23 protein-coding genes are annotated in these 22,756 nt (G+C 61.0%); 15 read left to right on the forward strand and 8 right to left on the reverse strand.

The features are described 5' to 3' along the window. Nucleotides 1-217 precede the first annotated feature (217 nt). The 4 genes from BLW03_RS06045 to BLW03_RS06060 all read left to right on the forward strand — a co-directional run bounded on the left by BLW03_RS06045 (nt 218) and on the right by BLW03_RS06060 (nt 6,338). Nucleotides 218-1,816 carry an OmpA family protein gene (locus BLW03_RS06045; RefSeq protein ID WP_074652804.1) on the forward strand — a complete coding sequence of 533 codons (1,599 nt, stop codon included), beginning with the start codon at nt 218-220 and terminating at the stop codon, nt 1,814-1,816. 183 nt (nt 1,817-1,999) lie between these two features. Further along, nucleotides 2,000-2,776 carry an SDR family NAD(P)-dependent oxidoreductase gene (locus tag BLW03_RS06050; RefSeq protein WP_074655803.1) on the forward strand — a complete coding sequence of 259 codons (777 nt, stop codon included), beginning with the start codon at nt 2,000-2,002 and terminating at the stop codon, nt 2,774-2,776. 102 nt (nt 2,777-2,878) lie between these two features. Then, nucleotides 2,879-5,929 carry a TonB-dependent receptor gene (locus BLW03_RS06055; protein ID WP_212733144.1) on the forward strand — a complete coding sequence of 1,017 codons (3,051 nt, stop codon included), beginning with the start codon at nt 2,879-2,881 and terminating at the stop codon, nt 5,927-5,929. 40 nt (nt 5,930-5,969) lie between these two features. Beyond that, on the forward strand, nt 5,970-6,338 hold the full coding sequence (locus BLW03_RS06060) for a hypothetical protein (protein WP_074652806.1): 369 nt from the start codon (nt 5,970-5,972) through the stop codon (nt 6,336-6,338). A gap of 290 nt (nt 6,339-6,628) precedes the next feature. On the opposite strand, the gene BLW03_RS06065 is transcribed toward BLW03_RS06060, so the two are convergent. Beyond that, entirely contained in the window at nt 6,629-7,588 is a 960-nt protein-coding gene (locus BLW03_RS06065) for a molybdopterin-dependent oxidoreductase (protein WP_212733145.1), read from the reverse strand. Between the two features lie 49 nt (nt 7,589-7,637). Continuing rightward, complete coding sequence (locus BLW03_RS06070; protein ID WP_074652807.1) at nt 7,638-8,438, reverse strand: cytochrome b/b6 domain-containing protein; 801 nt, start codon at nt 8,436-8,438, stop codon at nt 7,638-7,640. Between the two features lie 75 nt (nt 8,439-8,513). Here BLW03_RS06070 and BLW03_RS06075 point away from each other — a divergent pair, with 75 nt between their 5' ends. Next, complete coding sequence (locus BLW03_RS06075) at nt 8,514-9,377, forward strand: glycosyltransferase family 2 protein (RefSeq protein WP_139285116.1); 864 nt, start codon at nt 8,514-8,516, stop codon at nt 9,375-9,377. A 276-nt stretch (nt 9,378-9,653) separates the two neighbouring features. Here the strand turns inward: BLW03_RS06075 and BLW03_RS06080 are convergent, their stop codons facing one another. From BLW03_RS06080 to BLW03_RS06090, 3 genes are all read right to left on the reverse strand, one after another. Then, entirely contained in the window at nt 9,654-10,436 is a 783-nt protein-coding gene (locus tag BLW03_RS06080; RefSeq protein WP_074652809.1) for a hypothetical protein, read from the reverse strand. Nucleotides 10,437-10,627: 191 nt separating this feature from the next. Further along, a complete protein-coding gene (locus BLW03_RS06085; protein ID WP_074655805.1) occupies nt 10,628-11,542 on the reverse strand; it encodes a proline dehydrogenase family protein in 915 nt (304 codons plus the stop codon). A 134-nt stretch (nt 11,543-11,676) separates the two neighbouring features. After that, on the reverse strand, nt 11,677-12,513 hold the full coding sequence (locus BLW03_RS06090) for a dolichyl-phosphate beta-glucosyltransferase (protein ID WP_074655806.1): 837 nt from the start codon (nt 12,511-12,513) through the stop codon (nt 11,677-11,679). A gap of 242 nt (nt 12,514-12,755) precedes the next feature. Here BLW03_RS06090 and BLW03_RS06095 point away from each other — a divergent pair, with 242 nt between their 5' ends. Beyond that, a complete protein-coding gene (locus tag BLW03_RS06095) occupies nt 12,756-13,037 on the forward strand; it encodes an HU family DNA-binding protein (protein WP_014784826.1) in 282 nt (93 codons plus the stop codon). A 90-nt stretch (nt 13,038-13,127) separates the two neighbouring features. Here BLW03_RS06095 and BLW03_RS06100 read toward each other — a convergent pair whose 3' ends face one another. Together BLW03_RS06100 and BLW03_RS06105 are read right to left on the reverse strand one after the other, a co-directional pair. Further along, nucleotides 13,128-13,583: an acyl-CoA thioesterase gene (locus tag BLW03_RS06100; RefSeq protein WP_074652810.1), complete on the reverse strand. Its 456-nt coding sequence runs from the start codon at nt 13,581-13,583 to the stop codon at nt 13,128-13,130. 61 nt (nt 13,584-13,644) lie between these two features. After that, entirely contained in the window at nt 13,645-13,923 is a 279-nt protein-coding gene (locus tag BLW03_RS06105) for a hypothetical protein (RefSeq protein ID WP_074652811.1), read from the reverse strand. Between the two features lie 65 nt (nt 13,924-13,988). Between BLW03_RS06105 and pncA the strand changes: the two genes are divergently transcribed. The 9 genes from pncA (at nt 13,989) to BLW03_RS06145 (ending at nt 21,684) form a co-directional block, all read left to right on the forward strand. Continuing rightward, nucleotides 13,989-14,615: a bifunctional nicotinamidase/pyrazinamidase gene (gene pncA, locus BLW03_RS06110; protein ID WP_074652812.1), complete on the forward strand. Its 627-nt coding sequence runs from the start codon at nt 13,989-13,991 to the stop codon at nt 14,613-14,615. A gap of 167 nt (nt 14,616-14,782) precedes the next feature. Next, the gene (locus tag BLW03_RS06115; protein WP_074652813.1) at nt 14,783-15,322 is read left to right on the forward strand and encodes a helix-turn-helix domain-containing protein; all 540 of its coding nucleotides are present in this window, start codon (nt 14,783-14,785) and stop codon (nt 15,320-15,322) included. 128 nt (nt 15,323-15,450) lie between these two features. Continuing rightward, nucleotides 15,451-16,326: a polyprenyl diphosphate synthase gene (gene uppS / locus BLW03_RS06120; protein WP_074652814.1), complete on the forward strand. Its 876-nt coding sequence runs from the start codon at nt 15,451-15,453 to the stop codon at nt 16,324-16,326. Between the two features lie 5 nt (nt 16,327-16,331). Further along, nucleotides 16,332-16,679, forward strand: a complete 348-nt coding sequence (locus BLW03_RS06125) for a hypothetical protein (protein WP_139285117.1) — start codon at nt 16,332-16,334, stop codon at nt 16,677-16,679. A 41-nt stretch (nt 16,680-16,720) separates the two neighbouring features. After that, nucleotides 16,721-17,575: a phosphatidate cytidylyltransferase gene (locus BLW03_RS06130; protein WP_074652816.1), complete on the forward strand. Its 855-nt coding sequence runs from the start codon at nt 16,721-16,723 to the stop codon at nt 17,573-17,575. Nucleotides 17,576-17,589: 14 nt separating this feature from the next. Then, nucleotides 17,590-17,730, forward strand: coding sequence for a hypothetical protein (locus BLW03_RS20575; RefSeq protein ID WP_170834980.1), 141 nt, complete (start codon nt 17,590-17,592; stop codon nt 17,728-17,730). 141 nt (nt 17,731-17,871) lie between these two features. Then, nucleotides 17,872-19,044 (forward strand): 1-deoxy-D-xylulose-5-phosphate reductoisomerase, encoded by a 1,173-nt coding sequence (locus BLW03_RS06135; RefSeq protein ID WP_074652817.1) that lies wholly within the window; start codon nt 17,872-17,874, stop codon nt 19,042-19,044. 218 nt (nt 19,045-19,262) lie between these two features. Further along, a complete protein-coding gene (gene rseP, locus BLW03_RS06140; RefSeq protein ID WP_244501979.1) occupies nt 19,263-20,723 on the forward strand; it encodes an RIP metalloprotease RseP in 1,461 nt (486 codons plus the stop codon). 37 nt (nt 20,724-20,760) lie between these two features. Continuing rightward, nucleotides 20,761-21,684: a ketopantoate reductase family protein gene (locus tag BLW03_RS06145; protein WP_074652818.1), complete on the forward strand. Its 924-nt coding sequence runs from the start codon at nt 20,761-20,763 to the stop codon at nt 21,682-21,684. Between the two features lie 23 nt (nt 21,685-21,707). On the opposite strand, the gene BLW03_RS06150 is transcribed toward BLW03_RS06145, so the two are convergent. Then, on the reverse strand, nt 21,708-22,736 hold the full coding sequence (locus BLW03_RS06150; protein ID WP_074652819.1) for a DHH family phosphoesterase: 1,029 nt from the start codon (nt 22,734-22,736) through the stop codon (nt 21,708-21,710). Nucleotides 22,737-22,756: the final 20 nt, after the last annotated feature.

Consider the following 22,756-nt stretch of genomic DNA (forward strand, 5'->3'; position numbering starts at 1 on the left):
TTCACTTTGGGTTCTAAGCGATTTGTCCATCCCCCGAAAGTTTTCTTGAGAAAAGCAACCAGAAGCGAAGAAAAATCGTCACCGGCAATCCTTTCGCTGGTAGACTACCGCGCTCGACATGATTGCATCCCTTGTATTGAGACGGAGACGCCTGCGCTGCAAGTGCGCGCCGGAGCGGACCGTCATTTAGGAATGATCGAAAGATCACGAGGGAATCATGAATCGTATGGGAAACAAGGCAATTCAGTTTGGCGCAGCAGCGCTGTTGACCAGTGCACTCGCTTGCGGTGCTTTTGCGCATGCGCAGGAACTGAATCCCACGGCAGATCCGCAGACGCGTACTGGTGTTCAAAATGGCGGCAAGCCGGTCGGTGAGCTGAACGGCGTGCCGCTTTATCGCGTCAATGTGGTCCGTCGTGACCTGGACGCTGTGAACTACCTGCATCGCAGCGGCTCGACCAAACTCGCTTTCGCCGGTACGCCCCTGTTGCCGAATGCCAAGGGTGAAGCAAAGGTCGACAGCGGCAAGGGCCGCATCAACATCGAAGTCAAGTTGAAGGGACTGACACCCGCCAACGGATTCGGACCGGAATACCTGACCTATGTGCTTTGGGCCATTACGCCAGACGGTGCACCGCAGAACCTCGGCGAAGTGCTTCCGACCGGTGGCGACCACACCGTCGACATGCAGGTCACAAGCAATCTGCAATCCTTCGGCATGATTGTTACGGCAGAGCCTTACTTTGCCGTGAAGGTTCCCAGCGACGTTGTCGTGATGGAGAACCACATCATCGAAGACAAGACGAATGGCGTCCTTGAAAAGGTCAATGCAAAGTACACTCTGCTGCCCAAGGGTCTGTATGCACAGACGGAAGGTTCGAAGACCGTTTTCCGTCCGGTAACGCGCAATGAGCACAGCCCGCTTGAACTCTATGAGGCACATAATGCCTACCAGATTGCCTTGATGGCCGGTGCAGATAAGTACGCGCCAGACATCATTGCCCAGGTCAAGACCTCGCTGCAGAACGCGGATGACATGGATCAGAGCAAGCACCGCGACGAGAAGATGGAAATCACCATGGCTCGCGAGGCTGTGCAGCGCTCGGAAGATGCGCGCGTCAGCACCCTTCGCAAGAAGGAGCAGGAGCGTTCGCTGGCAGAAGTAAACGCACGTAAGGATGCGCAGCTGCAGGCACAGGCTTCGCAGATGGAAGCACAGCAGTCCGCACTGGCTGCAGAACGCGCCAAGGCTGCGGCTGATCGTGAAGCAGCAGAGCGTGCTCGCGCGGAAGCGGCAGCAGCCGATGCTAACGCAAATGCCGCTGCAGCCGATGCAAAGGCAGCCGCCGCGCAGCAGTCGGTGAAGGCCATGCGCGAGAGACTTCGCGCACAGCTCAATGCCGTTCTGGCAACGCAGGAGACAGCTCGCGGTCTTGTCGTGACACTGGGCGATGTGCTTTTCGACACCGGTAAGAGCGCTCTCAAGCAGAACGCGCAGATCTCCCTGGCGAAAGTCTCGGCCATCCTGATGCAGTACCCCGACCTGAAGCTGCAGATCGACGGCTACACGGACTCCGTGGGCAGCGACGAGCTTAACCTGAAGTTGAGCCAGAGCCGTGCTGATTCCACCCGCGCCTTCCTCGTCAACAACGGTGTCAGCCCTGCGAACGTTACTTCGATGGGTTTCGGCAAGTCGAACCCCGTGGCTGACAACAGCACTGCTGCCGGCAAGGCGCAAAATCGCCGTGTGGAGATGGTCGTCTCCGGCCCATCCATCGGCGTGACGACACAGGCTGAGCCGAGTCCGGTTCAGTAACAACAAGCCACCCACCACAATGCATGCAACACAGGGCTGCTTCGGCAGCCCTGTGTTGCGTTTGGAGATGTTGCGTCTGGAGACGCTTCGTCTCGGATGCCTGTTGCGCATTGGTCACTCACGGTGACTTCCTTTCGTTACGATGAAAGAAAGCCAATTCCAACGAGTCACACCGAGGAGAACATGGGCATCAGCATCGCGGGAAAGATCGCATTCATCACCGGCGCCAGCGCAGGCATCGGCAAATCGACAGCATTGGCGCTTGCCGCGGCGGGTGCAAAGCTGCTGCTATGCGCGCGCACGACGGATGCTCTCGACGCGATGCGTGACGAACTAAAGGCAGCGGGCGCTGCAGATGTCCATACTCTCGCGCTCGATGTAACCCGGCGCGCCGACGTCGCCAGCGCGATCGCTTCTCTGCCCGCCGAGTGGCAATCCATCGAGATTCTCGTGAACAACGCGGGCCTAGCGCGCGGCCTGGAAAAGATCTATCTGGATGACATCGAAAACTGGGAAGAGATGATCGATACCAACATGAAGGGCTTGCTGTATGTCACGCGTGCGGTCCTCCCTGGCATGGTGACACGTAATGCAGGCCACGTCATCAACCTGGGATCGACGGCCGGCTGGACCGCCTATGCCGGCGGCGCAGTCTACTGCGCTACAAAAGCCGCGGAGAAAATCCTGAGCGAGGGCATGCGAATTGACCTGCTCGGAACCGCAGTCCGCGTGACGAGTGTCGATCCCGGCATGGTGGAGACCCGCTTCAGCGAGATCCGCTTCGGCGGCGACAAAGAGCGTGCAGCGAAGGTCTACGCCAACACCACACCGCTCACGCCCGACGACGTCGCCGATGCGATCCTGTGGGCTGTCACACGCCCCGCGCACGTCAATGTGTCGTCTGTCCTACTTACTTCGATCGATCAGGCTAATGCTGTAACGATCCATCGCCGAACCTAGTCATTTGAATGTCACAGACTCGCCCGCTGCATTCAAATACCTGTGCAGCGGGATATTCTTATGCTCATGAACCGCAAGCGGCGCCCGTCGCACCCTCTCGCTATGCCCGTTGCACGTTTCTCTGCATTGTCGCTTGTCTGCGTGGCCACGTCCGGCGCCGCACTGGCTCAGGGCGCGAACGCTTCCCTGTCGGGCATTGTGCAGGACGCTACCGGAGCCCACGTTGCCCATGCCCGTGTGACCGTAGTCGAACAGGGGAAGAACGCCCGGCGCACAGCCGAGTCCAACGATGCCGGTCTATATGTTCTGCCGCAGTTGCCCGCAGGCCAGTATGTCGTCTCGGTCGATGCACCTGGCTTCGCGACAGCACAACGGAACCTGATGCTGACGGTTGGCGAGCACGCCGATCTGGACGTGAGAGTTCAGATCCAGGCGACAGCCGACGTCACCGTGGAAACCAGCGAGACCGTCGTGGAGCGCGAAGATCCCTCGCTGTCCACCGTGACGGGTGAACGATCGATCCGGCAACTGCCGTTGAACGGTCGCGACGTGACGCAGCTCGCACTGCTGAGCCCCGGCGTCGTGCCTATGCGCCGCGGCAACCCCGACTCACAAGGCCTTGGCCGGCAGATCTCCATCTCCGGGCGCCGGACCAACCAGGTGGAGTTCCTGCTGGATGGCACCGACGTGAATGACGCCTATAACAACACGCCTGGTGGAGCATCCGGCGTCATTCTGGGCGTGGATTCTATCGCGCAGTTCCGCGTATTGGTGAATGGCTACGGGGCCGAGTTCGGACGGACCGGCGGCGGTGTAATCGACCAGATCACACGCAGCGGATCGAACCGGCTGCACGGCAGCGCCTTCGAGTTTGTGCGCAACTCCGCAATGGACACAAAGAATTACTTCGACAGCGCAACGCAGCCCATTCCGCACTTCACGCGCAACCAGTTCGGCGGCGCGCTCGGCGGTCCCGTCGGCCACGGCAAGACCTTCTACTTCGGCAACTACGAAGGTATTCGACAGGCGTTGGGAACGACGACGAGCGCCATCGTCCCCAACGCGGCAAGCCGCGCCAGGGGGGTTGCTGCGGTGCAGCCCTACCTCGCCATCATCCCGACGGCAAACGGCGTGGACTATGGAGACGGCACTGCGGCGTATGTCTCCACCAGCAATGCCACGCTGCAGGAAGACTTCGCCATCGGTCGCATGGATCGCACGCTCTCCGACCGCACTTCCATCTTCGGGCGCTACCAGTTCGACAACGCGAACGTGTACACGCCGGACAATCTGCAGATCTCGCGCGCGCATAATCGCTCGCGCGCGCAGTACGTGACCGCGCAGATGACGCATAGCTTCTCACCCCGCCTGGTGAACCAGACGCGCGTGGCTTACAACCGCAGTTACTACACACTGCAGTACGACATCACGAAGACGATCGATCCGTCACTGTCCTTTGTGCCGGGTCGTCCCTTTGGCTCCATCAGCATTACCGGCGGCCCCATGATCGGCCCCATGCGCTTCGGCCCAAATGTGAACGCCCTGAACCTGTTTGAAGGCAACGACGACCTCACGCTGACCCTGGGCCGGCATACCCTTGCCTTCGGCGTGGATGAGAAGCAGATCATTTTTCCGCAGGAGTCGGCACAGTCGCAGAACGGCTTCTACCAGTTCAACTCGGTCGCGCTCTTCCTCGCCGGCACCGCTTCGTCCGTTGAGATTGCACTACCCGGCTCCAACCCACAGCGCAAGTGGCGCCAGCACATGGATTCCGCCTACATCACCGACACCTGGCGCGCCACGGACGCGCTCAGCATCACGGGCGGTCTTCGCTATGAACGCACGTCCGTACCCAACGAAGTCAACGGGCTGCAGGCGAACGTTCGCAATGTTCTTACCGATACCGCAGACACCGTCGGTCCGATGTACACCAACCCAAGCAACCTGAACTTCGCTCCGCGACTTGGCTTCGCGTACTCCCCGCGCAAAGCAAGCAACACCAGTGTTCGCGGTGCCTTCGGTGTGTACTTCGATCCGCTGTGGACAGACTTCTACCTGAACGCAGGCAGCCGTCAGCCGCCCTTCTACACGATTGGCGGAGTAAAGACCGGCACGCCCATCACCTTCCCCAATACCGTCATCACCAGCAGCAACTTCAGCCTGGGCCGTATCGACGTGGTGCAGTACAACCCTGCCAGCCCGTACGTCATGCAGTGGAACCTGAGCGTGCAGCAGCAGCTTGCCAAGGGTGCCGTGCTGACCATTGCCTACGACGCCAACCGCGGCGTGCATGACCAGCGCATTACCGACGAGAACCAGGCCATCCCGCAGATCGTCAACGGCCGCAAGTTCTTCCCCACTACCTCCGTCGTGCGCAACCCGAACTTCACGTCGATTCGCTACAAGAAGACCGACGGCCTCTCCAGCGTGAACGCTCTGCAGGCCACGCTGAGCTGGCAGTTCCACGACATCCTGCAGATGCGCTCGACCTACATCTGGCAGAAGAGCATCGACACCAGCTCACTCGTCTCCGCACAGGGCAGCGAAAACGACATCACGCAGGATCCCGACAGCCTCCGTGCGGAAAAGGGCCTCTCCAACTACGACCTGCGCAACTACTCCAGCAACTCCATCACGTCGAACCTGCCGAACCTTGGTGGCCCCGGCTGGCTTGGCAAGGGGTGGTCGCTCAACGGCATCGCGCTCTTCAGCTCAGGCGCCCCCTTCTCCGCACTCATCAGCTTCGACAACGCACGCGCACGCATCGGCACAGGCCCCTCGCAGGAACGGCCCGACCTCTTCCCGGGCCGCAGCTCCAATCCCATCAAGGGTGGCCCCGTGCAGTACTTCGACCCCACCGCCTTCGCGCTGCCCACCCCCGGCTTCTTCGGCAACCTGGGCCGCAACACCATGATCGGCCCCGGCCTGGTTTCGATCGATGGTGCGCTGAACAAGTCCTTCGCCTTCGGCGAACGTGCGCGCCTGCAACTGCGCGGCGAGGTCTTCAACATTCCCAATCGGCCAAACTTCGGAATCCCCAGTCAGCGTAATGTCTTCGCCACCGGCGGAGCACGCGTCGGTAGCGCGGGCGTCATTACCAGCACGCTCACCAGCTCACGCCAGATCCAGCTCGGCGCGCGCTTCGAGTTTTAAGCAACGGAACGTTCCCCGCCCGTCGAGCATCAGAGAAGATATGGCGAAGACGATCGTTAAGAAAAAGGTAGTGAAGAAGGCAGCGACAAAGGCAGTGAAGGGCACTCCGGCGAAGGCAGCAAAGACGGCCGCAAAGCCCCTATCGAAGGCAATAAGGAAAAACAGCAAGCCGAAGGCATGCACGCAGCCGGTTGCGCTGGCAGATCGTCTTGACACCCTGCTGCACACCGTTCGCTGCATCGCTCAGCATGAGGACGAACTCTGCACGTTGCTGCACGCCGCCCGCAAGAGCAATCGCATGACGCAGGCGCTCGCCCGCGAACTGCGATCCATCCTCGCGAACCTGCCCGCGGAAGAATATGCGTGGGAACTTCGTGCCCTCGAAGAAGAGCTCGAAGCCGCAGCCTGACACACTCGAGCGGTATGGACTTCAAAAGGGGGGAGCTTTGGGAGGGGCATGGTCTCAGCCATGCGATCTCAGCCCACCCCAAAGGCGTTTTCCACCCAGCGGGCTGAGACACGCACCTTGCAAGCCCAGCGCAAAGCCCTGGATTAACCACACGACTCCATCGCAGCGGGCTGAAGGCCCGCGACTTCCCAGCCCAGGGCAACGCCCTGGGTTAGCCACTCGACTACGGCGCAGCGGGCTGTAGGCCCGCGACAAGGATCCCAAAGCCTCGACACTCACGGGCAGCGAACCTAAAGCCCCGCATACCAGTCGTACCCCAGCTTCTCCCAATAGTCCGGCGTCCGAACATTGCCAAACGTAATACTCGCAATCGCCTTGATCTGCTTGTAGCCATACTTCAGCGGCATCGCCAGCCGCACCGGCGCACCATGCGCGATCTGCAGCGGCACGCCATCCATCGAGTAACAAAGCAGCGTCTGCGGATGCAGCAGCGAAGGCATGTCGAACGAAGCATTGAACTCGCCGTTTGAAGTCTCCATCGTCACGTACGTCGGCGGCTTGCCATCGATGTTCGCCGGCGGATACGCCCGCAACAGATCGCGGAACCGGACGCCACCCCATCGCACAATCTGGCTCCAGCCCTCCACGCACTTGAACTGAGTAATCTGCTCCGTATACGGCAGCTTCTTCAGGTCTTCCAGACGCAGGACGACTCCAGGAACAGCATCTGCCGAAGCCGTCACACCAGCGCTCTCCTGCAAGTGAGGAATCGCCTGCTGTGGCTTAGGTGGCGGCCCGCCAGGCGCAGCATTCGCATTCTGCTTTGGCTTGGCCTCTGGCCCCTTCCCCTTCACATCCGGCTCCTGCGACCTGGCCTCAGTCTGCGACTCATAGTCATCTTTCGAGCGGTACTCCCACAGGTCGACGTCCGGCAGGAACTGCCGGTACTGCTGCGGCCGGTCCAGCCCCACAAGCTGCAGCCCCCAGGAACTCTCGATCAGGCCCGTATCGATGCCGAAGTCCCCGTTGATGCGAAGGCCGGTCACCTCCGACGGCTTGTACGTCGGCGCCAGCACACGCTGCCGGAACAACAAGTTCGTCAGCGCCCGGTTTGCCTCATGCACCTCGCGCAACGGCCACTGCAACTGGTTGACTGCCTTCGAACGATAGAGCGCTTCATACAGTCCAGCGCTCGCCAAAGCTGCAGCGCCGCCAATCAAAAACGATCGCCGCGTACGGGTGCGAAGCATGCGCCGGACTTCCTCATCCAGCTCTTCCGGCGTGCGGGATTGAGACGATTCAATCATGGAGCCCCTCTGTACCCGTTCGCTCAGCCGGCTGCACCTCAACGCCCGTTACCATGCTGCGAAAGTTGTTCCAGCCCGCCATCACCACCTGCCAGACATGCAGCACGAAGAACGCCAGAAAGCCCATGGTCGTCCAGAAGTGCAGCCAGCGCGCCATCTCGTAGCCGCCACACAGCGACGTCAGCCAGTGCGCCGAAGTCGGCTTGTAGATGGCAAAGCCCGTCACCAGCATCACGCCGCCCATCAGGATTGTGCCGGTGTACGCGAACTTCTGCGCAGCGTTGTACTTTCTGCGGCGGGGCTCTTCCTTACGCAGATGCAGGTCGAACAACACCACGCCCCACGCATCCCGCAGTGCCTGTCCCAGGTCGTCCAGAGGCGGCACCAGCGTGCGCCACTCGCCCGAAATCGCCAGGTACGTCACATACGCAAGACCATTCAGCGCGAAGAGCCACATGAAGAAGAAGTGATACGCCAGGCCATTCGGCACCTTGTACTGCATGCCCACGGCGGCATACCAGCTCTGCGGAAAGAGCCGGAAGAGCGTCCAGTGCCCGAAGCCCACACGGTAGACCGCGCTCAGGTGCCCGCTGCTGGGAATCGAGTCGGCCCAGTAGATCAGCAGGCCGCTGTAGATCATGGTGAACAGCAGGGGAAAGTTGATCCAGTGCATCCACCGCACGGCCAGCGAATGCTTCTTATGCAGATCGATCGTCGCACCCGGCGCCACATGCAGTGGAACGGTGCGGTCAGCGGGTAGAGCGCTCTCGGGAAGGTGCGGGATCGTTGCCATCACTTGGTTCCCTTCTTCAATCTCTCGGTCAGTCGGTCGCCGCCAAGGTACCACTTTTGCTTTAGACTCAGGCGCGTGAGTTCTGAAAGTTTCACCACAGTCGCCGCCACCATCGGCGGACAGACATTCCTCGGAATGAATGCGCTCCCAACGATCTCCGTCGCCATGATCGCGACGAACGAGGAGAAGAACCTTCCGCGCACGCTCGCCGCGCTGCAGGGCTGGGTGCATGAGATCGTCATCGTCGACAGCGGCTCGAAAGACCGCTCGCCGGAGATAGCGCTGGAGTATGGCGCGAAACACAGCTACAACCGCGACTTCCGCGGACACGCAGAGCAGAAGAACATCGCCATCGCCCAATGCACCGGCGACTGGATTCTACTGCTGGACGCAGATGAAGTTGTCACACCGCAACTGCGTATGGAGATTCAGGGCCGTGTGCAGAACGCCACCGTCAACGCCTTCTGGATCCCGCGCCTCAACATCTTCATGACCCGCTGGATGCGGCACGGCGGTCTCTTCCCCGATGAGAAGCTGCGCCTCTTCCGGCGCGGCATGGCTACCGTCGACGAGAGCATCGGCCCGCACGGCACGCCCCAGTACAAGGCGGACAAGGGTCACCTGCGCGCCCACCTGGAGCACTACGGCTACCCGGACTTCGCCAACTATCTCGACCACATGAACGAGTACAGCACCGGCACCGTCGTCGCTCTCGGACGTCGCAAAGCGCAGGCCTCAGATGCAGCACTGCTCCTCCAATCGATCGCGAACCCGTTCTTCGGCTGGCTCAAGAACTACATCTTCCGCGGCGGTTTCCGCGACGGCGCAGAAGGTTTCATCTTCCACCTGAACCACGCCGTCTACGCCCACTGGAAGTACGTCAAGGTGTGGGAAGCACGCAAGCGGGCAGCAGCCGAAGCAGGCCATCCAAACACCTAGAGTGGTCGCGCCGAAACTTATCGCACGTCTTGATCGCTGGTGACGGCAGGCGGACCACGCGAACCGAAGCGAAAGGCGGACCGAGCAGGGCGGACCGAAGCCAATGGGCACTGAAGCAAAGCGGCTGAGGCCAAGGCGGACCGAAGCCAAGGCGGGCTGAAGGCCCGCGACTTCCCTACCCAGGGCGAAGCCCTGGGTAGGTTTCAAGGTTGGATCGCTGCGGGCTGTAAGCCCGCGATAACATCTGAAAATTCCCAGCATCAACCCTGAGGATGCCTAGTGCGTGTGGAAGAGCTTGTGGTTAATGCTCGGCCAGAACTCTTTGAAGGTGAAATTTGCGCTGTCGATCATTGAACTGGTCAGCCACTTCTGCCCCACCTTGGTCCACGTGCGATAGTGCGTTGGGTAGTAAAGCGACGACACACTCGCAGCAGCGCCCGCGCCGATGATCTCTGAAAAATTTGGCATCGGATTGCCTGCATCGGACCGCGTAACGATCACGCGCGACGCCGCATACAGAGCCCGGTGGCCAAAGCTGCCGTGGCCCAGCGTGTAGAAGCGTGGGTCCTGGTGAAAGACCACTGGAAACAGACCACCCACCATAAAGTTCTCATCGGCTGTATCGGCCAGTGTGTGCCAGTAATAGCGACCGTAACCCGCTACACCCTGGTGAAATTCCGGGTAGGAGGCACCGTTCATCGCAACGCCCGCCTGGATGGCCGCGATGAAGAAGGAGGAGTAGTCAAAGGTGTTCTTGCCCGCGATCGCGAACTTGTCCCTGGGACTCAGTCGCGGCAATTTTTCGTCGGCCGACACAGACGAGAAGTTCGGCATGATGCCCAGGATGCGCTTGGTCTGCACGCCACGGTCATCTGCGGGCTGCTTGGCGTTGGCCTGCACCTGATCCTGTAGCGGCGCCGAGGGATCGTTCGGAAGATCGTCGGAGGCAGTGCGTGGACTGGAGATCGCCGGCAGTTCGTCCTCAGCCATCCCACGAGCAACAACAGCTGACAGCGTCGACGGCCGCCACAGGGCCATCGCCGGCGCGGCGGTGTCCATCGCCTGTGTATGCACTGTCAACGCTGCAGGGCAACACGCTGCAGTCGCCAGACAGGCGAGTCGTTTCAGCAATGGCATGGGAGTCACAGGGTTAGAGACGTGCTTACTCCCCCGCGAGATTACGCCAAATTGCACCAAACCGAAACGCAACGTAGTCTCCCAAGCGTGGAACCCAGGGATGGAGCAGTTGCTTAGCTTCGGAAAAGGTTCTTCATCAGGAACAGCACGTTCGCCGGTCGCTCCGCCAGTCGCCGCATGAAGTACGGGTACCAATCCGTACCGAACGGCAGGTACACGCGAACACCGAAGCCCCGCTTCAACAGGTCGCGCTGCAACTCACGCTGAACGCCGAAGAGCATCTGGAATTCGAATGCGCTGTGAGCGATACCGTGTTCTTTCGCGAACTGCTCGGTCGCGGCCACCATCGCCGCGTCATGCGTCGCAATCCCGCAGAAGACGCCCGACGGCAGCATCATCTGCATCAGCTTCACGTAGTTCGCATCCACATCCGACTTCTGCGGAAAGGCAAGGTTCCCTGGCTCCTTATAGGCTCCCTTGCAAAGGCGAATGCGGATTCCCTGCCGCAGCAGTCGCGCTGTGTCTTCGGCGGTTCGATACAAATAGGCCTGCAGCACCGTACCCACGGCCCTCGGATAGGCGGCATGCAGCCGCTCTGTGAGAGCGATGGTTGCCTCGGTGTAAGGCGTGCCTTCCATGTCGATTCGCACAAAGTTGCCCAGCTGTGCCGCGTGTTGCACGATGCCGCCGGTGGTCGATTCCGCAAGTTCCGGCGACACGTCCATGCCGACGCCTGTCAGCTTCACCGACACGTTCGCGTTCATGCCTTCAGCAGCGATCGCATCCAGCAACTGGTGATAGATATCCGCTGCGGCGCGCGCCTCGTTCTCCGACTGCACGCTCTCTCCCAGGGAGTCTGCCGTTACAGCAAAACCCTGCGCATTCAATTCGCGTGTGACGCGAAGGGCGTCCGCAACGGACGTCCCGGCGACGAACCTGCCGGACACCCGGCGGCCGGGTGAGGAGCTTTCCATGACTTTGCGGAGCGTGGAGTTCTGAGAGAGGGCGATCAACAGGGAACGAAGCATCTCCACGAGTGTTCGCCAGCGAGAGAGGTGTGTCAAATCGATGTCAATCGAAGCGAGCGCGTCGATCCGTTGTGCCGCGAGGACGGTTCGACTGCCAGGCTGCACTCTTGCTCCCGCCTTCTGTAGAGGCGTCGCTAGTTGCTGACAGCGCCGGTTGTGCCAACGACGTGTGCAGACACCGCGGCACGTTCGCCCGAGGTCCGCGCGGTGACGATCCGGCTGACATCCTTCATCGCAGCGATCGCCGCTTCATACCGTCCGCGTACGCTGTTGCTGCGAATGCGGGCCATGTCTTCCAGCATCTTGGCGCCGTCCCGGAGATAGCTGATCTTGGACCGCTCATCGTGGCCCCAGGTAACCGGAACCTCTTTCACACGAAAGCGCAGACGGCGCGCGATGAACAGGATCTCCGGGTCGAAGCCCCACCGCTCGATGCGTTGAAGACGAAAGATAATCTGCGCGGCCGGCCGACGGAATGCTTTGAAGCCACACTGCGTGTCGGCATATGGCAGGCCCATGACTACGCGAGTAACCGCGTTGAAACACCGACCGAAGAAACGGCGGTACAGCGGTTGGTGCATGGTCTGGCGCTGACGTTCCAGCCAGCGCGAGCCAATCGCAACATCCGCTCCGGCACGGATCGCGTCGAAGAGCCGTTCGGCTTCGTCGATGGGTGCGGACAGATCTGCGTCCGTAAACATCACCACATCGCCCAACGCCTGCAACAAACCGTTGCGCACGGAGTAGCCCTTGCCACGATTGCTGGGATTGCGCAGCAGATGCACCCGTTCGCTCTGCTCCATGAAATCGGCAACGATGTCCAGCGTTCCGTCCGTCGAGCCATCATCCACGACCAGGACCTCTGCATCCCACTCTCGACGGTCAATGCATTCCAGCACGCGTTCAAGAGTTTGCCCGATGCGTTCGCGTTCGTTATACGCGGGAATAATGATGCTGACCTGATGCGGCATGGCGGAATTCATCTTTCAAGAAGCGGTTGGTTCGTTACGTAAGCCCTGATTCACAGGCTGCGAGGGCGGGCGAGAACGCGCACAATAATACGTCACAAAAGAGACGAATGAACAGACGGTAAAGTTCTCGCGATTGTTACGCCAGATCCGGCTCCGGTGTAAACTCCAACCACCCACCCGGTGATGTGCGCCGTCCAGAAACACCCATAACTTCATGCAGGCGCAAGGAGATAAATCTACAGATGACGAAGGCTGAACTCGTTGATCAGGTAACTGCGTCGGGCGATTTGACGCGACGCGATGGCGAAGTCATCGTGGAGACTTTTTTCGAAGGCGTCATGGAAGCCCTTCGCGCCGATGACAAGGTTGAGATCCGCGGTTTCGGCTCTTTCCGGACACGTCAGCGCAACTCGCGTACCGGACGTAACCCGAAGACGGGTGAGAAGGTCGATGTCCCCGCCAAGCGCGTTCCCTACTTCAAGCCATCAAAAGAACTGCGCGATTTGGTTAATACGACCGCATAAGTCACCCGCTTCCGCCACCGACATCCGGATGCCTCATGTCTCGCTCGTGAGGCATGGGGCATCCGTTGACCGATCTCCGCTCGCTCCTGCCTAGAGCGGGAGTCCGTCTGCCGGCTCCAGCAGAGCCCGAAAGGCGGCGTCATACGCCGGCGGCAGAATCGCTTTGCCCATGTTGCGATCGACAACCACATGGGTTGTGGTGCCCTCGCAAAGCAGCTTTTCATCGGCGACGCGGACGACGCGGTAGCTCATCTTCAGGACCGGACCACGGATCGCCGCAATTGTGGTGCGGATTGCGACCTCGTCGTCGTAGCGTGCGGGTGAGCGGTAGCGAACTTCTACGCCAACCACGGCAATCATCAGACCGTGATCCTTCTCCAACTGCGAGTAAGCGAGGCCCATGGATCGCATCAGTTCCACCCGCCCGACTTCGAACCAGACCAGGTAGTTTGCGTGATAAACAACGCCCATCTGGTCTGTCTCGGCATACCGAACGCGAAGGCGTGCCTCTGCATGAAAACGTGTGGAAGTTTGCGGTTGTGGCATGAGATTCAGTGTAGCGGTGCGGTTCCTGGACTGACTGTCAGTTGTGCGGCAGACGGTCTTGCTAGCTGCCGACTCCGGCACCGCGCAGTAGCTCTGCCTCGCGCCGCCGGTCACGCAGGGCAAGGCCGCCCGTGACAGCCCCGCCGACAAAACTCAGCACGGCCAGGAACTCCATGCCGTCCATCCAGCCTGGCTGCGGGGGCGTTATCGCCACGCACGCAGGGTCGTCCGAGGCGAGGCCTTCGCTCGCGCAAAGCTCTTGTGCGCCACCGCGATGGATGAGAGGCGGAGCCGCCAGAACGCAGGCAAGCAGAAACAGGATTCCCGAAGGTGAACGCATGTGACTATCCGATGGGGCCGGTTGGGCCTCGATGACGATCTGTTGTGTGTTTCTATACGAAGTGTATGAGCGAAAAGACCAACGAAGTCCTGCTTGTCATCGACGTGCAACGTGATTTCCTGCCGGACGGCAGCCTGGCCGTACCGGAGGGCGATGCCGTCCTTCCGGTCATTAACCGGCTTGGCGCGCGATTCCACAACGTGGTTCTCACACAGGATTGGCACCCCGCCGGCCACATCTCGTTTAGCAGCACGCACGGTCTGCGGCCATTCGCGGACACCTTTGAGGCTAGCTACGGCACGCAGACGTTATGGCCGGACCACACCGTGCAGGGCTCGCCCGGCGCAGAGCTCCATCCCGGCCTGATACTGCCGAACGCAAATCTCATCGTTCGGAAAGGCTTCCGGAAGGACGTTGATTCCTACTCGGCATTTCTCGAGAACGATCACAGGACGTCCACTGGACTGGCGGGTTATCTGCGAGATCGCGGCCTCACATCGCTATTTCTGTGCGGCCTTGCATGGGACTATTGCGTGGGTTACAGCGCCCTCGACGGCGTGGCGCTAGGCTTCCAGGTCACGGTCATCGAAGACGCCGTGCGCGGCATTGCGCCAGAGACGATGGCGGCGATGTCTGCCCGCTGGGATGCAGTCGGCGTCAAGCGTATACAGAGCGCCCAGCTGCTTGGGTAGTTACTCTTTGGGTTCTCCGCTGATTATTTTCGGTCTTTCGCTAATAATCATCGGGATTCCTCTTGACTACCTCGCTACGGGGTATCAGAGTAGGAACATCGCGGTCGTTCTTTATCGGACGTGCGCGATACGGGCCTTGCTCTGGTACCCGTCCGCTACACACAACTATGGCAACCATGATGGCGCCCGTCGAACAGCGTGAGGTCTTGCGCTGCGACCACTGCAGCCTGGTGCAATTTCGCGCGGCAAGCTCCATGTGCCGCAAATGCCGCAAGCCCCTGGACGTCGAAGAACCTGAGCCGGTTGCGGCTCCCGCGCTTTCGCTTGTCCCGCCGGCAGCGGAGTCGGAAGGCAGCGGCATCCAGGTAGCCCAGGCCGTGCGCGATCTGCGCCGCGTCCGGAACCTGAGCCAGCGCCAACTGGCAGGCCGTATGGGCGTTCCCCGTACCTACATCAGCAAGATTGAGAACGGCAAAGCAATGCCGACGCTGTCGTCTCTGGAGCGCCTCGCAAAGGCTCTTCAGGTCGACATCAGCGCGCTGCTGCGCGATGCCCGTACACGGCATAAGGACGAAGCAGCCGTCCTCCTCGCAGACCCGTTTCTGGCAGAGATTGCCGGCTTCGCGGCGAGCCTGGACGCGTTGCAGAAGTCCATCTTCCTGAACCACGTACGCGAGCTGGCCAGCGGCCGCCGCCGCATGGCATAGGTCGACGCAGAACCATACCTCCTCTCTCCTCTCGCGCGATTGCGCTCGGCGCCGTTGCTTCGTTGCAACGGCCCGAGCGGACGTGCTACGGTCGAGCCGGAAGCTGCCGCTCCCGAGGAGATGTACCCTTGCCGTTGACCCAGCCGCTACGCATCCAGGAGCTTTCCCCCGAGGAGCTTGCGGTCTATCGCACACTGGACACCACACGTATCCCGGAACACGTAGCCATCATCATGGACGGCAATGGCCGATGGGCCGGCAGCCGCACGATGAAGCGCTTTCAGGGCCACCAGCAGGGCGCAGAAGCTGTGCTCTCCGTCGTGGAAGCTGCCAGCCGCATCAACGTGCCCTACCTGACGCTGTACGCCTTCAGCCTCGAGAACAATCTGCGCCGCCCACCCGCGGAAGTCGGCTTTCTCATGAAGCTGGTCAAGGTTTACCTCGCTGGGAACATCGCGCGCATGCAGGACAACAACGTCCGCATGAACTACATCGGCCGCCTGACCGAACTGCCCGATGAGCTGCAGGACACCATGCGCGAGGCCAAGGCAGAGACGGCGAAGAACACCGGCACCATGGTCACGCTGGCATTGAACTACGGCTCACGCGCCGAGATTGTTGACGCCACCCGCTCCATGCTGCGGAACATGATTACGGAAGCCCACCGCCGCGGCTGCTCGCTGGAAGATCTGATCAGTGTGAATGGCGGCGTGGAATCCATCGACGAGGCCGCCATCTCGCAGGGGCTTTACACGCACGACATGCCGGACCCGGATCTTCTGATCCGCACCAGCGGCGAGATGCGTCTGAGCAATTACATGCTGTGGCAACTCGCGTATGCGGAGCTCTTCGTGACGGAGCGGCTGTGGCCCGACTTCCTGGGCGTCCACCTGCTGGAAGCCATCGCCACCTACCAGCAACGCAGCCGCCGCTTCGGCGGTCTGGATACCGAATTCAGCGACGAAGCCCTTCCCGAGCCGACAGCGCCTCTGCCGAGAAACTGATGCGCATGTTGGATCGCATCTTCGGATGGCTGATGGTCGCAGCAGCGCTGCTCCACAGCTTTGGTGCCTGGACAGCGTACCGATCCCAGCACGAGATGCTGCTCTGGGCTTTGACCGCCGGCCTGGCAGAGCTCTATCTCGCAGGCATGAATCTCATTCGCGCCGAGCGGCGGCATGACCTTGTTCTTGCCCGTCTGTGTGTCTTTGGCAATCTCTCCTGGCTGCTGGTGGTCGTCTGCTTCGCGGGCCTTATTGGTCATTTTTTCGAGAGGCGCGTGCTGATCCAGTTCGTCATCACGACAGTTTTGCTGGGCATGAGCCTGCGCGCAAGAAACCGCAGCCGCCCCATGTAGCAGCCTGCAGAAGCGATGCGGCGTATCCTCATCTCTGGCCCATGAAGAGAATCCTTACTGCCATCGTCCTCATCGCGTTCGTCTTTGCCCTGATCTTCTGGGGTAATCAGCTTGCGCTCATCATCGTCTCCGCGCTGGCAGCCATGCTGGCCGCGTATGAGTACGTCGCGCTGACCCGTGCGGGTGATGAAGTCGTCCCGGCGTGGTGGCTGCTGCCGGCCGTTGCCCTGCTCTTCGTGGTTACCTACTGGCGGCCACTGGATTCTCCTCTGCCCGTGCTTAGCGCGCTGGGTCTCAGCCTGCTCACCATCATCGCCTTCCGCGAAGCGAAGAGCGGCCACCTGGAGCGCGTTCTTCCCATCAGCGCCGCAGGCTTCTTCGGTCTCATCTACATTGCCTATCCGCTCACGCTGTTGCCGCAAATCATCGCGCTGGAGAACGGCGCAACGCTGCTGATCTTCCTGATGCTGGTCGTGTGGACCGGCGATATCGCCGCCCTGTATATCGGTAAGGCGTTCGGCCGCCGCAAGCTTGCGCCTGCACTCAGCCCGAACAAGACGCAGGAGGGCGCACTCGCCTCCATCGTCGGCTCCGTCGCCATTGCAGGTGCGCTCGCCGGCGTGTGCGGCCTCTTCGCCCAGCGCGGCAGCACGGTCCTGCACATCACGGAACCGCTCTGGCAGACACTTCTTCTGGCGGCACTGGTCAACATCGCCGCACAGGTCGGCGACCTGCTGGAGAGCGCACTGAAGCGTGGCGTGGGCGTGAAGGACTCGGGTGCCATGCTACCGGGACACGGCGGCATTCTGGACCGTATCGACGCGCTGCTCGTCGCAGCGCCGGTGCTCTGGTACCTGCTGCTGCTCAAGGAAGCGGCAGGCCTGGGCGCGTTCTAGCGTAGGATCTGCCCATGGCTGCTCCTGTCAAACAGATCGGCGAAGCGGGAGAAAAGGCGTTCTCATCCCTCGGCGAGACAGTTCAGGACCTCCTTGTGCAGGAACTCCGCGAGAAGTCCAGCTTCTCGGACAGCCGATCGATCGCCTTGGTCTGACGTTCGTCACGCAGTCGCTTCTCCTGCGTAAGGGACTGTATCTGCACCTTGATGTCTCCATGGAGTTCCGCGATCGTCTCGCGCAGCTCGAAGCGCGTCTGCCGCAGCAGTAAACGACCCCATCTGCGAAAATAGAGTGCGATGAAGAACATCGCGATCCTCGGTTCCACAGGCTCCATCGGAACCAGCACCCTCGACATCTGCCAGCGCTACCCCGAACGCTACCGCGTGGTTTCGCTCGCTGCCGGCACGAACGTGCAGCTCACCTTTCAGCAGTGCGTGCAGTTTCGGCCCACCGTCGTCTCCATCGCTAACGAGTACCTCGCGGACACGCTCTCCGAGATGCTGAAGAATGAGGCGATCCACGGCATTGAAGTTGTCTACGGCACGGCCGGCACGGTGCGCGTCGCGACGCTGCCCGAGGTGGACTTTGTCGTCAGCGCCATCGTCGGCGTTGCCGGTCTCGAGGCGACCTATGCCGCCGTTAACGCGGGCAAAACGATTGGCCTCGCGAACAAGGAAGCGATGGTGGCTGCAGGCGAACTGATCACCACCGCTGCGAAAAAGAACAACGTCGCCCTGCTCCCCATTGATAGCGAACACAATGCAATCCACCAGTGCATGCGCGGCGGAACAGCGGCCGAGGTGAAGCAGATCTGGCTCACTGCCTCTGGCGGCCCTTTCCGCAACACACCGCTTGCAGACTTCGAAAGCATCACGCCTGCCCAGGCGCTCAAGCACCCTACATGGGTCATGGGCCAGCGCATCACCATCGACTCTGCCACCATGCTGAACAAGGGCCTGGAGATCATCGAGGCCTGCCGCCTCTTCGACCTGCCGCCCGAAAAGGTGCGCGTCACGGTCCATCCGCAGTCCACCATCCATTCGCTGGTCGAGTACGTCGACGGCAGCATCCTTGCGCAACTGTCCGTCACGGACATGCGCCTGCCGATCCTGTACGCCATGGCCTACCCGGAGCGAGTGCCGAGTGACCTGACGTTCGATCTGTCGATGCTGTCGCACCTGGACTTCCAGCAGCCCGACTTTGAGCGCTTCCCGTGCCTGCGCCTGTCGTACGAGGCGGCCAAGGCCGGTCCCGCGCACTGCATCGCCCTGAACGCCGCGGACGAGATTGCAGTCGCCGCTTTCCTCAAGGGCGATCTGCCCTTCCTGGGCATCCCGAGGACTATCGAGCGCGTGCTGGAGCTGACGCCATTGGCCAACCCCGGCAGCATCGCCGAGGTCCTGGCCGCCGACGCCGCAGCCCGGGCAACGGCAACGACAGTGGCCGCCGAACTTCTGGTCAGCCACTAGACCCAGGTGGCCCATCCTTTTGCGAAGCAAAAGAGTGGGAGATCGCGCAGGGTGCGACTTCTTTCGTATGGGCACGGCTGAAGCCGTGCCCTCACGAATCGCCCATCCCACGAGTTTTGCCAGCACGTACAGCAATGAACGTACTTAGAGCCGCCATCTCTGCCACCTGCGTCTAAACTTAGATGTCTGCCGCTTCTGCGGCTGGTTTGAGGGTTTTCTTGCACATTCCGCATGTCCTGATCGTTACCGTCTACTTTCTCGCCATCCTGGGCATCATGGTCCTGGTGCATGAGTTCGGCCACTTCGCCGTCGCCAAGCTCTGCGGCGTCCGCGTCGAGGCCTTCTCCATCGGCATGGGTAAGCGGCTCTTCGGATGGGTGCACAATGGCACCGACTACAAGGTCTGCGTGTTGCCGTTGGGCGGCTACGTCAAGATGTCCGGCGAGACCGAGATGGAGATGATCCAGACGTCGCCTTCGGAGACGAACGTCGCCAATCCGCCGTCTGTTGTGGATTACATCGCGCCCGGGAGCGATACCTCTCCGGTTGGCGTTCAGACTCTTGACAGCGGCAACTTCAACTCCAAGCCGCGCTGGCAACGGATGCTGATCGCCCTTGCAGGTCCCATCGCAAACTTCATCCTCGCCATCGGTATCTTCACCGTCATTGCGCACTTTCATCACGAGACGGTGGAATACCTGCAGGACCGGTCGGAACTCGATTACGTAAGCCAGAACAGCCTTGCCAGCAAAACCGGCGTTGCCGCAGGCGACTCCATCGTCCGCTTCGACACGGTTGAGCACCCGTCCTGGCAGGACATCGAAATTCGCGGTTCGCTCAAGCAGAATCTCGTGGTCCCGTTCTCCTATGTGCATCAGGGCAAGCGGATCGACAGCACCATCCCGGTGAACTTTACCGGTGGTCCGGAAGACTTCTTGCCTGACGAACTGGGCCTCGTGCCGCGCATGCAGGCTGGCCCGGTGGTGGTTAGTGACCTGCCGGACGCGACCGCGCCAGCCGCGATCGCCGGACTGCGGCCCGGGGATGCGATCGTCACCATCGACGGTCACAGCTTCCACGGAACGGAAGCGACCGGCGCCTATCTGAAGGACGGCGGTGGGAAGCCTGTCACACTCGTCGTCGCACACGACGGCGTCAACCGCACTGTGGTCATCACGCCTCGTATGTCCCCGACGCAAAACGGAAGTCCGGCGTACCGACTCGGTTTCGCGGCCGTCCCGCCACCGGTAGTCACCACCAGGCAGCCGATGGGAGCGGCGCTTGCCACTGCATGGCATGACTTTACGAAGAGCAGCATGCTGATCTTCGACGTGCTCGGCGGCATGTTCAAGCGGCAGGTGTCTGTCCGCAATCTCAGTGGTCCGGTTGGCATCGCGCAGCAGGTCGGCCTGGCACAATCCATGGGAACGTGGAAAGTGCTGGAACTGATGGCGGGCATCAGCCTGAACCTGGGCATCTTCAACCTGCTGCCCATGCCTGTTCTGGACGGCGGCATGATCCTCTTCCTGATCATCGAAAGCATCATGCGGCGCGACGTGAACGCGGCAGTGAAGGAACGAATCTACCAGGCGGCATTCGTCTGCATCCTGATCTTCGCGGTCTTTGTCATCTTCAACGACATCACGAAGTTGTCTTTCTTCACCCACAAGCCAAGCTAGCGATCTGCCGCTGGCAGCAACGGAGCACGAACGATACATGCGCATCCTGATGGTGGGCGCCGGCGCGACCGGCGGATACTATGGCGGCCGTCTGGCGCTTGCCGGCCGCGACATCACTTTCCTTGTCCGCGGTAAGCGTGCCGAGCAGTTGCGCGCAAAGGGACTGGAAATTGTGAGTCCGCTGGGAGACGCAACGCTGCGTGATCCAAAGCTCACCACAGCCGAGGAACTCAAGTCCGCCGCGCCCTTCGATGTCGTGATCATCAGCACCAAGGCGTATTCGCTGGAAGCCGCGCTCGAAGACATCGAGCCTGCCATCGGGCCGGAGACGGTCCTGCTGCCGATACTCAACGGCATGCGTCACATTGACGTGTTGGTCGAGCGCTTCGGCCGTGGACGGGTGATGCCGGGCTCTGTCCGCATCGTGAGCGATATGGATGCGGACGGTCGCGTGATCCAGATGACCAGGCTGGACGCCTTCACCTTCGGCGAACTGGACGGCGGAAGCAGCCCCCGCGCGGAAGCTCTGTTGCCCGTGCTGAGTGCGTTTGGCTTCACCACCACACTGTCGGAGAATATCGTCGCGGCGCTTTGGAACAAGTGGTGGATCCTATCCACCATGGGCGCTGTGTGCATCGTCAGCGGCGGCACGGTGGGCGAGATGGTGGCAGTTCCCTTTGGCGCAGAGACCGCCGAAGCGATCCTGCGCGAGAGCGTCAGCATCGCTGCGGCGAACGGCTTCCCCGTAGATGAAGCCGCGCTGGCTCCACACATCCAGCGCATGACCGAGCCCGGATCGTCGCTGACGTCCTCTATGTATCGCGACATGACCAAGGGCTACCCGGTCGAAGCCGACCACATCCTCGGCGATCTGCTGGCCCGCGCCAAGGGCGTTGCGGTGCCACTGTTGAAGGGCGCATACGTACGTCTGAAGGTCTACGAAGCAAGCCGCCAGAAGTAGGGCTTGCTCACTGCAGCCGTTTGCTAAGCAGGATTGGCCGGCGGCACGTTTCTGTGCCCCAGCGCCTTCAGTTCCGCTATGACTTCCGCAGCGATCCGCGTGGCCTCCTCATGCTGGTCGACCGGCACGCTGATGGCGCCCACGCGAGCGTGACCGCCGCCTCCATAGCGCTCGCAGATGGCGGCGATGTTGGCCAGGTGATCTGCGGCCACGGTCGTCCATGGATTGGTGCCAACGCTGATCTTGGTGCGGAAGCTGGACTTCGAAATGCCGACCACATAAACCGCTTCGGGCAGCAGGAAGTATGGGATGAATTTGCTGTACCCCTCCGTCGGCTGATCGGAGATGTCGAAGGTGATTACGCCACGGTCCTCGGACACGCGCGAACGCAACAAGGCAATGTCACGTTGATGCTTCTCCAGCCGCGGCCCCAGTTCAGCCTGCACGAAGCCTTCCTGCAGCGTGACAGATAGAGGCTGCGCTGTGAGCAGCGGAATCAGGCGCGGGATAAAGGCCGGATCGCTGACAGACTCGATGACCGTCATCAGCTTCAGAGCAGGTTCGGCTAGTTCCACGGCTGCCTGGGCACTCTCGAACTTTGCGCCGTCGATGATATTTGCCCAGTGGATCAACTCGCGCAGGTCGCTGCTGTCGTACCCGTAGTGGAGGCGCGTCATGTCCGCGATGAAACCGGTGCAGGAAACATAGAGCGGATCAAAGAACTTCTGTGGCTGGACGTACTTCGGTGCATCGACCGCGCTACTCTGCGTTTCCAGTTCGAATCGCTGGCGATCCCCTTCCGTCAGAAAGGCGCTCTGATGATGATCGAACCACCATGTGATCTTCGGCGAGTTGGAGTACTTGAAGTCAACGATGGCATTTTCACCCCCGGTGAAATCAGCCTCGTCAAACTGCGCTCCGGCCTTATGCATCAGGCCCTTGTAGTCGTAGCTTTCAGCCGTGCCGATGCAGTCACGGTGGAAGCGCGTGAACAGCGACGCCGAGCAGGCGCCATCGAAGCAGTTGTTGTGGAACAGGACGCGTAGGTTCACACCTCCAAGGATTCGCCCTG

The organism is Terriglobus roseus, from assembly GCF_900105625.1.
GTDB lineage: Bacteria > Acidobacteriota > Terriglobia > Terriglobales > Acidobacteriaceae > Terriglobus > Terriglobus roseus_B.